Origin of the sequence: Chryseobacterium sp. WX (assembly GCF_029542485.1) — a bacterium.
GTDB lineage: Bacteria > Bacteroidota > Bacteroidia > Flavobacteriales > Weeksellaceae > Chryseobacterium > Chryseobacterium cucumeris.
Genome location: NZ_CP120710.1, coordinates 2,081,490 through 2,094,344 on the forward strand (window position 1 = coordinate 2,081,490; position 12,855 = coordinate 2,094,344).

At 36.2% G+C, this 12,855-nt stretch carries 13 protein-coding genes; 9 read left to right on the top strand and 4 right to left on the bottom strand.

Annotated features, from left to right (window positions below):
- Window positions 1–52: 52 nt before the first annotated feature.
- A complete protein-coding gene (gene pafA / locus PZ898_RS09345) occupies window positions 53–1,699 on the bottom strand; it encodes an alkaline phosphatase PafA (protein ID WP_277695374.1) in 1,647 nt (548 codons plus the stop codon).
- A 95-nt stretch (window positions 1,700–1,794) separates the two neighbouring features.
- On the opposite strand from pafA, the gene PZ898_RS09350 reads away from it, so the two are divergent.
- The 7 genes from PZ898_RS09350 to PZ898_RS09380 all read left to right on the top strand — a co-directional run bounded on the left by PZ898_RS09350 (window position 1,795) and on the right by PZ898_RS09380 (window position 5,987).
- Window positions 1,795–2,589 (top strand): hypothetical protein, encoded by a 795-nt coding sequence (locus PZ898_RS09350; RefSeq protein WP_277695375.1) that lies wholly within the window; start codon window positions 1,795–1,797, stop codon window positions 2,587–2,589.
- A gap of 15 nt (window positions 2,590–2,604) precedes the next feature.
- Window positions 2,605–3,390, top strand: a complete 786-nt coding sequence (locus PZ898_RS09355; RefSeq protein WP_062674187.1) for a hypothetical protein — start codon at window positions 2,605–2,607, stop codon at window positions 3,388–3,390.
- 20 nt (window positions 3,391–3,410) lie between these two features.
- Window positions 3,411–3,803, top strand: a complete 393-nt coding sequence (locus PZ898_RS09360) for a VOC family protein (protein ID WP_062674185.1) — start codon at window positions 3,411–3,413, stop codon at window positions 3,801–3,803.
- Window positions 3,804–3,820: 17 nt separating this feature from the next.
- Window positions 3,821–4,357: a GNAT family N-acetyltransferase gene (locus tag PZ898_RS09365; RefSeq protein WP_123279345.1), complete on the top strand. Its 537-nt coding sequence runs from the start codon at window positions 3,821–3,823 to the stop codon at window positions 4,355–4,357.
- A 116-nt stretch (window positions 4,358–4,473) separates the two neighbouring features.
- Complete coding sequence (locus tag PZ898_RS09370; protein WP_277695376.1) at window positions 4,474–4,671, top strand: hypothetical protein; 198 nt, start codon at window positions 4,474–4,476, stop codon at window positions 4,669–4,671.
- Between the two features lie 113 nt (window positions 4,672–4,784).
- Window positions 4,785–5,348 (top strand): putative glycolipid-binding domain-containing protein, encoded by a 564-nt coding sequence (locus PZ898_RS09375; protein ID WP_277695377.1) that lies wholly within the window; start codon window positions 4,785–4,787, stop codon window positions 5,346–5,348.
- A gap of 90 nt (window positions 5,349–5,438) precedes the next feature.
- On the top strand, window positions 5,439–5,987 hold the full coding sequence (locus PZ898_RS09380) for a hypothetical protein (protein WP_277695378.1): 549 nt from the start codon (window positions 5,439–5,441) through the stop codon (window positions 5,985–5,987).
- 298 nt (window positions 5,988–6,285) lie between these two features.
- Here PZ898_RS09380 and PZ898_RS09385 read toward each other — a convergent pair whose 3' ends face one another.
- From PZ898_RS09385 to PZ898_RS09395, 3 genes are all read right to left on the bottom strand, one after another.
- On the bottom strand, window positions 6,286–7,212 hold the full coding sequence (locus PZ898_RS09385) for a malate dehydrogenase (RefSeq protein WP_034699354.1): 927 nt from the start codon (window positions 7,210–7,212) through the stop codon (window positions 6,286–6,288).
- A 118-nt stretch (window positions 7,213–7,330) separates the two neighbouring features.
- The gene (locus PZ898_RS09390) at window positions 7,331–7,882 is read right to left on the bottom strand and encodes a biliverdin-producing heme oxygenase (protein ID WP_062674177.1); all 552 of its coding nucleotides are present in this window, start codon (window positions 7,880–7,882) and stop codon (window positions 7,331–7,333) included.
- Window positions 7,883–7,902: 20 nt separating this feature from the next.
- The gene (locus PZ898_RS09395; protein WP_277695379.1) at window positions 7,903–10,101 is read right to left on the bottom strand and encodes an ATP-binding protein; all 2,199 of its coding nucleotides are present in this window, start codon (window positions 10,099–10,101) and stop codon (window positions 7,903–7,905) included.
- A gap of 381 nt (window positions 10,102–10,482) precedes the next feature.
- On the opposite strand from PZ898_RS09395, the gene PZ898_RS09400 reads away from it, so the two are divergent.
- Together PZ898_RS09400 and PZ898_RS09405 are read left to right on the top strand one after the other, a co-directional pair.
- Window positions 10,483–11,532, top strand: coding sequence for a linear amide C-N hydrolase (locus PZ898_RS09400; protein WP_062674173.1), 1,050 nt, complete (start codon window positions 10,483–10,485; stop codon window positions 11,530–11,532).
- 150 nt (window positions 11,533–11,682) lie between these two features.
- Window positions 11,683–12,849 carry a porin gene (locus PZ898_RS09405; protein WP_277695380.1) on the top strand — a complete coding sequence of 389 codons (1,167 nt, stop codon included), beginning with the start codon at window positions 11,683–11,685 and terminating at the stop codon, window positions 12,847–12,849.
- The last annotated feature ends 6 nt before the right edge of the window (window positions 12,850–12,855 follow it).

Below are 12,855 nucleotides of genomic sequence, written 5' to 3' on the forward strand. Positions count from 1 at the left end.
AGCAAAAAACATCCCAAATTGGGATGTTTTTTTATGATATGAAATTTTCAATTTATTTACCAATAACTTCGGTAATCGGATTTCCTACATTTCCACTTGGAAACTGGATTTTCAATAAGGAAGATACCGTAGGAGCAATATCTGTCATGTGATATTCTTTGTTGCTTTCTCCCTGCTTCACTCCCCAACCCATAAAGATTAATGGAATGTGAGAATCGTAAGAATTCCATACACTGTGTGTAGTTCCTGTTTTAGAATATGGTGGAAGCATAGAATCATGAGAAATTAACTGGATATCCCCACTTCTCTGTCTGCTGATCCCGTTAATAATTCTTTGTTTAATTGGCTCCGGAATGCTTGACTCCTGAACTTTGTCCACAGAAACAGCATATAAAACGGTAGGATCCTTCTCAATTTCTTTTACAGCAAAGTTTCTAACATCATCCAATTCAAGCTTGTTGTCTGCCAATACTTTTCTGTCGAAATAAACCTGATAGTTATCAATGGCGTTGACCAGTTTATCGGCTCCGAATTTCTCTTTCAGTTTCTGGTTCAGATTCTTTTCCGCATCTTCTCCAAAGAAACCTGTCGGGATTTTATGTTCTTTAAGGAATCCTACAGAATGTGCTCCACCATGGTCAGCAGAAAGGAAAACGGTGTACTCTCCTTTTCCTACCTTTGAATCAAGATATTTGAAGAATTCTGCCAAATCCTGATCTAGTCTGATATAAACATCTTCTACTTCAATAGAATTCGGTCCGAATTTATGTCCTGCATAATCTGTAGATGCGAGGTTGATGGCTAAAAAGTCTGTGATATTATCTCCACCTAGTTTTTCACCTTCTACAGAAGCTTCAGCCAATTTTAAAGTCAGAGTATTTCCGAAAGGTGTATAACGGATATTGTCTTTTTTAGTCTGGTAGTCTTTTGCTAGATTACTGTAAGGGAAAGTAGGTGTTTTTGCACTTCCCAACAAACCTTCCCAAGGAGAATTGTCCGGTGCGCTTTCTGTATATTCGTTGATTGGAAGTAAAGTATTCCAGCCATTCGCTACTAATTTCTCAGGAAGATTCTGAGAGTTGAATGATTTTACCCACTGTGGAAGATCATTCATATACCATGTACTGGTAATGAAATTTCCTGTACTGTCATCAAACCAGAAAGCTCCGTTTGGAGTATGGCCTGCAGGAAGAATGGAAGCACGGTCTTTCAAAGAGACACCGACCACTTTTCCCTGGAAATTTGTTGCCAGTCTCAATTCGTCAGTTACTGTGGTAGACCAAAGGTTTTTCGGAGAGTGGCTTCCTGTTTTTGTATTGGTAGTTCCTACCGGCTGAACGCTCTCATCCGCGGTACAATAAACTCCTTTACCTGTTTCTTTATCCGTCCAGTCGTTTCCGGCAATACCATGAATAGCCGGTACAGATCCTGTATAGATACATGTATGCCCCAAAGCCGTAATGGTAGGAACATAAGGAATATGTACATTATTCAAAGAATATCCTGTATTCAAAAGTCTTTTAAAACCATCATTCCCATACTTACCGTAGAAACGGTACAAATAGTCCCAACGCATCTGGTCTACTACCAGACCAACAACTAATTTGGGTCTTTCCAGTTGAGTATTTCTGTTCTTCTGTGCATTGATTGTAACTACGGACAATAAAGTAGCTGCCGCAATTGAAATGTTCCTAAGCATCCAAGTAAATTTTTATTGACAACAAATTTAAGGGTTTTGAAAGTTTTGGAGTGTGAAATTTTATTTAAATTTGAACTAATCATTGATTTAATGTTTTGGAAAGAACTACTCATGTAATAACTGCTAAATCGATACAAGAGCTTCCTTGTATTGATTACCTCAGAAATATTCCTCGACAAAAAATAATCAGAATAGTTTTTGATCATCCTATCAATCATATCAGAGACGATTATGGTGAACAATTAACGAAAAATCTTCCTCATTTTCAAATAGATATTCATTCGATAGAGCCTAAAATTGAAGTAAAGAAACTCATTACAAAAGAGGAGATAATTGCCAACCAATTATTTTTTGTACAGTGTGCAAAAGACTACAGAAAACTTGGAGAAAAACTGGTCTGTTTATTTTTTGAAAAGAAGAAAGTAAAACTAAACAAAGATTTCCTTTTTCTTGCTTTTAATTATTTCAAAGGTCGAAGTAGAAGAACTCAGAGTGGAAAAATAGGTAAATGGAGATATTTCCTTCATGGTTTTCATTGTCACTTTCAAAATGTAACTACAAAACAGCAGATTGAAGTTCCTTTTATGTTTGGGATGGAATTTGGGGATCTTGATCCTTATTTTTTTTCTCGTTATATTAAGTCTACGCCTGACTATCATCCTCTTCCCGTTAATATTTATGAAGATTTTGCGGATGGAGAGAGAATATTAGATGTGATGCTCCAATTGGGACTATTGGAACAAATTAATTCAAACCTTGAAAATCATTCCGGGCTTGTAATCAAAGATAGAAATAAGGTTGACATTAAAATATATAATCCTGATAAAGATTATGAAAAAATTGAATTCAAATCCAGATTATCAAAATTTATACAGTTTTTTAATTTCTAAATTATTTAATAATCAATGATAGTAGGCGTATACTGGTATTTCAAATTCCCAGACCATTTATATGACTTTCAGTTTTTCAAATTCTTTCCTGGACTTGGAGGACATGCCGATAATCCTGCTGAACTGGCAGCAAGAATCCAGGTTAAAAATACAGATGATTTTATTCCTAAACTGGAAGCACTAAAATCAGATTTCAAGAAAACATATTTACACCTGAATATCGATGGAAATCAAATCATCATCAATATTGGAGACCATATGCTTTTTGATTTTCATTTTCAGTTTGCTGAAGAGGTTGAAGAATTATTGATCCGTGAAAATGCAGTATTATTGGATGCAAGTCTTCCTTTTACCATTCAATCCAGCAAAAACTATCCTCCGGAAAGAGAGGAATTCAAAAATATAGAGCACCGTTTCATTCAGATGGTGGGTTCTGACTTCAAAAAAAGTAATGCAGAACATTATGCTGCCAGAATTGATTGTAATCTGCCTTTGCAGTATAAAAAAGAATTGATTGATGACTTGATCCGGATTTCCAGAGAAGAAAACCTTCATGTATTTTATTATAATGATTTTGATTTTAAAGATCATTGTAACCTGATGCTCTTTTTCACCAATGGCAGACAGAAAAAAGAAACCATTCAAAAGGTTGACATCAATTCATTTGGACGTAAAGTGCGGCAGCTTAGCCAGAAATACCCTCTTCATTTCGGTCATTTTGGAAGTTTTAAAGAGTATCCTTTACATGGGCCTCATATAAAACTGATGATAGATGAAGAATATATTATCAACAAGAAATAAAAACATTTAAATTCAATCATATGATCAAATTCAAGTATGTCATTCTGTATGTAGAAGATGTAGAAATGTCTATGAGCTTTTATAAAAACACCTTTGGCTTTGAAATAAAATTCATCACTCCCGAAAAAGATTATGGTGAGCTCCTGACCGGAGAAACAAGTCTCTCATTCGCTTCTGTGAGCCTGGCTCAGTCCAATATTAAAAAAGGATTTATAACGGCAAAAACTGAAGACCAACCTTTCGGAATGGAACTTGGGTTTACGACAGATAATGTAGAGGCTTTGGTAGAAAAAGCAATACAAAACGGCGCTGTTCTTTATGAAGATATTGCTTTAAAACCATGGGGACAAAAAACAGCTTATATTAAAGATCCCAACAATTATCTGATAGAAATCTGTACTGAAATTCACTAAAATAAAAATATGGAAGGGTGGAAATAAAAAAATTACAAAAACTAACCTCTAATCAAAGTCTGGATTGGGGACATAACGGGTACACAACGGATCTAAGATATGTGGTTTCCTCTATTGAGTTTGGAGGTTCTTTTGAGTTTATTTTAAAAGAGAAGTCTTTGCCTTACCACAAAATATGGGAAACGACTTCTGAAGATCTTGAAGAATTGAATACCATCATTGAACAGGGAAATTCTTTCGGTGCTTTTGTTAATGAAGAATTGGCAGGCTGGATTATCTGTGAACAAAGAACATGGAACAATAGTTTTTATATTGAAAATATCCTGGTCAACGAAAAATACAGACGACAGGGAATCGGAATTAAATTGATTAAAAGCGCCATTAAAGAAGCCAGAAAATTGAACTCCAGAGTGATTGAACTGGAAACACAGAATACCAATTATCCTGCAATACAATTTTATAGAAGAATGGGATTCAATATTACCGGACTGAATACAAGATTGTATGAAAATCCAGAGGAAATTGCGCTTTTCATGACTTTAGATATAGAGTAATTTTACCACATTCATTAAAACACTTGCTGGTGTGTTAATTTTTTTTTACATTAGTAATCAACAAATTAAAAATGATTACTATGAAAAATTTAAAAAAATTAAAGAGAAATCAGCTTGTGTTGATTAGTGGTGGAGACACTCCTTATGCATTGTGTGATATGGATGGCAATTGTCCACCAACTATAGGTTCATACTATTGCAGTGGTGGTACATGCTACAGAGTTTCTGAGGGTGGCGGCGGTGACCCTGGCTGTACTGAACCTATGCGCCTGTGCCAGGAATGGGAAACAGGATGCGGATGTGTTTATATGTAAAAAATATTTGTTATATAAAATTTTGTTGAGGGCGGTTTTTTCCGCTCTTTTTTGTAATCAGCCCTGACATTCGTTAATTTGCATCTTGTAATATTACATCAAAGAATATCATTATGAAAACATTGATCTGGAAAGGAATATTTTATCAATCTCTTGAATATTTTAATTTACAATCTGATGATAAAATCTATACTGTAGAATCAAAGATCATCGGCTGTCTTGAAGATAAAATATATAGTATACAGTATAAAATTCACATTGATAAAGCCTGGATCGTTCAGGACTTCCTGATCGAATCGGAGATCAATAAGGTAAAAAGGACACTTGCCGGAAAAAGAATTCAGGACCAATGGGAAATTAACAATGTTATAAATCCGGAATTCAATAATTTTAAATTCATAGATATTTCTCTGACCCCCTTTACCAACACTTTACCCGTCAACAATTTAAAGCTTTCAGAAAACAGTTCTCAAAAAATTGATATCATCTATATTGATGTATTAAACCATCATATCAGACCTGTACAGCAGCAATATACCCGGACATCTGTTAATAAATACCTGTATGAAAATTTAGAAAATGATTTTAAAGCAGAAATTTCGGTGGATGAAGGTGGATTAGTCACCAACTACCCTGAATTGTTTGAAAAGATTGCAGACTCTGAAAGATATAAATAATTGAAATATCGAGAGAGGCTGATAACGACAATGATCTTTACTCCATCATTTCATTAATTTCATTAATTTCGCAGAAACCTAATTACCATAATGGATACTAAAAAAAATGTGCTGGAAAAAATGTCCAGTCAGGAACTTGAAAAATACATTAACCCTAATAGTAAATTTGTTCCACAGGCAGTACAATATGCCTATGAAATATTGCAGTCAAGAGGAAGAAAATTTACTGATGAGGAATCAGCACTCATTGCTTCCAGAACGGCGGATCTTGGCAAAAAACAGGAAATAACAATACACCCCAACCACACTAAAGCTTCTAATATTATGTATTTGTGTGGGGCATTAGGCATTGCAGGATTTATCTGGGCTTATGATCCTTTCAATTCCGGATTATCTATTTTTGTCGGGATAGCGACTTTAGCTTTTATTTTTGGAATGGGCTACCTGATAGGCAAAGGGAATGAAGTGGCAAAATACGTTCTCATAGTGACTTTTATATTAGGTCTTTTTGGATTTTCTTCTATTCTGAAAAATCTGTTCATCAATCCTGTACTGGGAATCATTAGTATAGTACAGACCATTCTTCAAATCTGGGTCATTATCCTTCTGGTAAGAATTCCTAAGAACAGCGTATCATAATTTTCATTATGGAAAACCCTTCTCAAAATATAATTTTCTGACATATAACCAATACCTAAGGTAAGTTGACAGCAACAGTAGTCTGACGCTGACGCGAGCGTAGGGATTTTAAGGTTGTTAAACGCCTTACGTAAACTAGAAGCGATAACAGATTTATTTTTGTAATCAGGGGTTTCGGCGCGGCCTCCAGCCGCGCCGAAACCTTTCCACCATTCAAATGTTCATAAAAACAAATCCGGCTGTTTCTTTGAAACAGCCGGGGTTTATTATTTTAATTCGTGCTTAAAGCAGGTACTTATTAAAATTTAAGATCTCCATTCACTTCTCTTACTGCATTAGCAGCTTCAGCGAATTTCAATTGCTCTTCAGCAGTCAAAGTTACGTTTACAATTGATTCTACTCCGTTTGCTCCGATAATAGCAGGAACACCAAGACAGATATCGTTTTGTCCGTATTCTCCTTCAAGCATTAAAGAACAAGGGATCATTTTCTTCTGGTCACATGCAATCGCCTGAACCATTACAGAAACTGCTGCACCTGGAGCATACCAAGCTGAAGTTCCTAATAATTTCGTAAGCGTAGCTCCTCCTACTTTAGTTTCTTCGATGACATATTTCTGTTGTTCATCACTTAAGAATTCAGTTACAGGAACACCGTTTCTTGTCGCTTTGCTCAATAATGGAAGCATACCTGTATCACTGTGAGCAGCGATTACCATTCCGTCAACATCAGAAATTGGAGCTTCTAATGCTTCAGCTAATCTGTATTTGAATCTTGCAGAGTCTAAAGCACCACCCATTCCGATGATTTTGTGCTTAGGAAGACCTGAAGTTTTGTGAACAAGGTAAGCCATAGTATCCATTGGGTTAGAAACCACGATGATGATTACTTCCGGAGAATGTTTTACTAAGTTTTCAGTAACTTCTTTCACGATACCAGCATTGATACCGATCAATTCTTCTCTTGTCATTCCAGGTTTTCTTGGAATCCCTGAAGTGATTACTGCTACATGAGAACCTGCAGTTTTGCTATAATCTCCTGTTGTACCCGTAATTTTCGTATCAAATCCGTTAAGAGATGCGGTCTGCATCAAATCCATTGCTTTCCCTTCAGCAAACCCTTCTTTAATGTCTACCAAAACTACTTCTGAACAGAAGTTCTTCATTGCGATGTATTCTGCACAGCTTGCTCCTACAGCGCCTGCACCTACTACAGTTACTTTCATATTGTTACTTTTTAAAAATTATTTTTTGTTAGTTAAGTTTAAATTTGAAACTCCCCAAATTTAACAATTCCTGAAAAATTGAGCAATTTTTCAGGAATTTAATTAGAATTAAAATAAATTAGTTAACGTTCAGTAAAAACATATATAGTTTTTTCGCCCCGGAAAGCACTTCACTATAGTTTTCTTCCGCGATTTCTGTATCCAGAACTTCCTTGAAGTTTTTCCACATTGGCCCCGTATTTTCCTGATAGCATCCGAAAAAGTTGAAAGTTACCTCATCAAAACCCTCCGTTTTGGAAAGTTGCTTTGCAATTACATTTCCACCAAGCGTAGAACCTTCAATCACATACATCGCTCCAAGTGCTTCATGTTCGTTATTGAACTCTAGGGGATAAGAAACTTCCTGATTTTTCAGGGAAAGACTTTGCAGGTCTTTTTCAATAAGTGAAAGCTTCTTTCTCGCATCAAGCTGAAGGCTTTCTGCATACTTATCAGAAAGGCTTCTGAATATTTTATCTTCGCTGTGAAGAAGCATCAGGTAATTGGTATGAATGATTTTTTTATAGTCTTCTAAAGTGAAGGTTTTATTGAAAATCTTCTCAGAATTAAAAAGTTTTTCTGCTGCATCGTGATACTCTGCTGTATTCTGTTTTAGATATTCTGATACCATAAGTACGTTTTAAAAGTTTCTCAAATATAAGGCTTTTTGAACGTTAAAATAAAGGAAGTCCCTTCACTATTACTTTCAAAATCTACATCTCCTCCCAATCTTTTCATGATGCGGTGTACTATAGACAGTCCTACTCCGTTTCCTTTAAACTTTTTGGCATTATCCATCCGGTTGAAGATTTTAAACATTTTATGCTTCTCCTCCACAGGGATACCGATACCGTTGTCTGAGATTCTGTAAATAATGGTCTGCCCGTCCTCTGCCCCTTCAATTTCCACTTTCGGAAGCTCTTTATGGGAAGAATATTTTACAGCATTGTTGATGATATTCAGAAATACCTGATGAAGCATGGTTTTATCAGCCAGTACATCAGGACATTCTTTAATGATAATTTCACTGTTCGGGCTGCCATAGGTTATCTTGGCATTTTCGGAAATTTTCTCAATTGTATGAGCTGTTTTCAGGCTTTCAAGCTGTATTTCGCTGTGTTTGGCTCGGCTGAGCTGCAACACATCATGCATCATTTCCGCCATATTGTCGATTTCCTCAATAATTGAATTGATCTTGGTTTTACTTTTTTCAGCATCAGCAGCAAGATTTCCCAACAGCATCTGTGCATTTAGTTTCATTACGGTCAGAGGAGTACCAAGGTCATGTGAGATGGTGTAAGAAAAACTGTCAAGTTCTTCATTTACTTTTTTAAGCTCATCATTAAGCCTTTTGATGGCGTTGTAATTTTTATGGGAAGTTTCTAAAATCAAATCCCTTACAGCCTGTACAGCACTTACATTTCTGGAATTCCATCTTTTAGAATAGCCTTTGATATTTTCTGTGAAAATCCGGAATGAAGTTCTTGGTGATATCATATGTTTTTCCTCTCCATTCTGAGAAAACACTTCTATTTTTTTCTCCGGATTTCCTGCCCAGTTGATATGTTCATCAAACTCTTTTCTGAACCAGATCAGCATTTCATTCTTATCTCTTTCAATAAAATAGATGGCAATTCCTGCCGCATTATCCGTCAATTCAAGTTCTTTACCGTGATCTTTAAGAAAGCTTCTGCTCACGTAGATACGCTCATCAGTATTCCCAAGAGCCCATTCTGCAATTCTTCCTAATGTTTCAACATCAGGTGTGTTGCCGTCTGTAATTATATTTTCATCCGAAATAATAGCAAGTCCGTCTGCTTCAGGTAAATTTTTGATCTCTTTTTTACATTCAATAAGAGAATCAAAGAGATGATTATGTTTCAAAAATTCCGTTTTCAGCTGAGATATTTTCTCATTCAGCTCCAAACGGTAATTCAGTTCGCTTTTTGATTTAAAAGATGAATAAGCATTGGCAGCAAGTGTTGTAAAAATTCCGGCCTGCACCCTGTCTTCAAGATCAATATGTTTGGGTTCCACATTCTGGCAGGTAACCAATCCCCAAAGATGGTCATCGATAATAATGGAAACACTGAAGCTTGAAGCTGCTCCCGAATTTTTAAGATACTGCCCGTGGACTGGTGACATCCCTCTTGATGCTGAAAAAGTGAGATCAATGCTCTCTGCGCTTTTGCTTAAAATAGGAACGGTATCCGCATACACATTGCTGAAGATTCTTTTTCTTTTTTTAAGATAAAGATCCCTTGCCTGCTTTGGAATATCAGACTCCGGGTAATGAAGCCCAAGGAAACTTTCCATGTTTTCATTCTTCTTTTCGGCAATTACTTTTCCGGAACCGTCCATCATGAATTTATAGACCATCATCCGATCATAGTTGATCACCTTCGAAAGCGTTTCCAGAAGATGATTCCAGAGTTCCTTTTCATTATCAATGATGTAAAAGTTATCATATTTATTGGAGATCCGTTTATTGGGATTAATGATTACTTCTTCAAACTCCAGAAAGATATAAAGTTCACTTCTGAAAACAGAAAAATGATACTCTTTATCATTGATAAAAATTTTATCGAAATAGGTTTCATTTTTACGTCTGGTAAACTTGTCCAGTGACATATAGATTTCTGAATCAATAATGCTCTGAAAACTTTCAGGAAAGTCAGTAATTTTTCTTCCGAACAGTTCTTTTGAACTTCCGACTTTAAATAAATCCGCAATATTCCGACTAAAAAAAGTAATGGTATGGGATTCTGCATCAATGCCAATCAAATAACCAAAACTCTGAATAGAACCCGGAATATGGATAGGTTCTTCATGGCACTCTATAAAATTCATATATCTTTTCAGTCTATATATCAAATATACTGTTTTTTTCAAACAGCTTTCTTCTTTGTGGTATCTAAATTTAAAGTCTGCTCCACCAAGTATTTATGAGAAATTTACAGCAAAAAAAGAATCAAAAATACATTCAAACATTCTTCATTTTTCCCCCTTTTTCATGTCAAATATCTAAAATATACGAAAAAAAATCCAATAATCAGGTTATGCACTCTTTAATCATGATTCATAACATGGATTACATATTATTAACCTTAATAATTGTTTTATTTAAACAAATTTTGCTAAATTTATATCACCAAATAATGAATATGATAAAAATCCATTGAATTATTCTCAATGAATTCAATATAAAATTTAAATTCAAATAATACTATTATGAAAAAGTTCCCATTAATTTTATTTTCTCTGATCCTCTCTATAGGATTATGGAATCCTTCAGAAGCCTGTACAAGGGTAGTTTACAAAGGCCCCCAGAATACTGTTATTACAGCTCGTTCTATGGACTGGCGTGACGAAATCCCCGCTAACTTATGGGTTCTCCCGAAAGGAATAGACCGCAACGGACTCGTAGGCCCAAAATCTGTAAAATGGACCGCCAAATACGGCAGCCTCATCAGCTCTTCATGGGATATTGCTTCAGCAGACGGAATGAATGAAAAGGGACTGGTAGCTAACCTGCTCTGGCTAGGAGAATCCCAATACCCAAAATTCGATGGAAAAGGAAGTAAAAAGGGAATTGCCATTTCATTATGGGCACAATATTATCTTGATAATTTTGCTACAGTAAAAGAGGCCGTAGAATTCTCCCGAAAAGAACCTTTCGTTATTGTAAGTGATTATATTCCTGGAACAGAAAGATTTACAACGGTTCATCTTTCCATTTCCGACGCTTCAGGAGACAATGCTGTTTTTGAATATATTGACGGAAAATTGGTTATTCATCATGATCCATCTTATACGGTAATGACCAACTCTCCGGTTTTTGAAGAGCAGCTTGCTCTTAACAACTACTGGAAGGGCATTCCGGGAACGGTTATGCTTCCGGGAACAAACCGTGCTGCAGACCGCTTTGTAAGAGCTTCTTATTATATTAATGCGATTCCTCAGACTGCAGATACCCGCACAGCAGTAGCCAGTGTTTTCAGTGTGATCAGAAACTGTTCTGTTCCTTATGGAATCACTTCTGCAACAGAACCTAATATTTCGTCAACAAGATGGCGTTCTGTTTCGGATCAGAAAAACCTGGTGTATTATTTTGAAACGGTTTTCACTCCCAACACTTTTTGGGTAGATCTTAAAGATTTTGATCTAAGCCCTAAAGGAAAAGTGATGAAACTTGACCTCAGCAATAACCGCACTTATAACGGAAAATCCAATGCAGAATTTAAAGAGTCTGCACCGTTCACGTTCTTAGGATTAAAATAGATTTTAACCACAAAAAATACTCGTGCTTAGTAGATATTGAACTAAGTATGCCCCATTATGATTAGACGAAATACTAAAAATCAAAAATTTGAGGGGATAAGTAAGCAGTTGTGTTAAAATAGAGTTCACAATAAAAAAACAAAAATAGATATGGCCTTTTTTTCGATTAAAAAGAAAAGCCTGATCCTGTGTATGCTGGCCTGTGGGTTATCAGCTTATGCACAAAATCAGGATTCTCTGAAGACCACACCTCCTCCACAGGCAGAAGACAATGTAAAATATCCGCAACTGCAGATCAAAGGCCTTTTTCAGGCACGTTACCTTGTAGGAATGAGTAAAGATGTAGATGTTAACGGACTTCATCACACCGACGGTTCCGGAACTGATAATAATTTCATGCTCAAATACATGAGGGTTCAGGTTCGGGCACAGATCAGTAAACGTACGGAAGTTGTTGTTTTGGCCAACCTTGCCGATTTTAAAAATGATCCCAAAAGCAGAGTTCTTGAAAATGCTTACCTGAAGTATACTTTCAATCCCAAATTAGCAATTACTGTAGGACAGTTCAGACCTTGGTTCGGTATCGAAGAGACCTATCCTATTGATATTATTAAGTCTTTAGACTGGTCCAATCAATACACAGAATTCGGAAAACTGGGCTGGACAAGCTTCCAGATCGGGATGTCTGCTACAGGGCAACTTCAACTGGGAGAAATTCCTTTCCAATATGCTGTTTCAGTAGTGAATGGAAATGGAAAAAACCAGATCAATGATAATGACAACGGAAAACAGTATTCTACCCGTCTGGTTTTCGGATTATCAAAAAAATACCACTTCAATGTAGGTGTGAATGGAGGTACCGGAGAAGTTTTCAGCAAAAAAGTATATGCGCTGGGCGTAGATCTAAGTTCACTGATCCAGTTTGATCCAAAATGGAGCCTTGATATGCAGCTGGAAGCCAAACAGGCAACCAATCACGTTCTATACAACTCCATTGCACCTGAATTACGTCCTGATAATCCTGACCAATATCTTATCCGCGGTGCTTATTTTCTTCCGAATCTAAGATATGAGATCAACCACAAAAATCTCAGCGCCTTCGAATTATCCTGCCGCTACGAATACCTTGATACGAATTTCAGAATGGCTTCCAACCCAAGACAAACAATCACCCCGATGTTCGGATTGGAATTCCTGAAAAATTACGGTGCAAGAATTCAGCTGGGAGTACAGTTTGACCGCTACAAACATCAGGTGGAAAACACATCACAATACAACAATAATCTATTCATTGTACAGGTACAGAGTAGGTTTTAAACGATT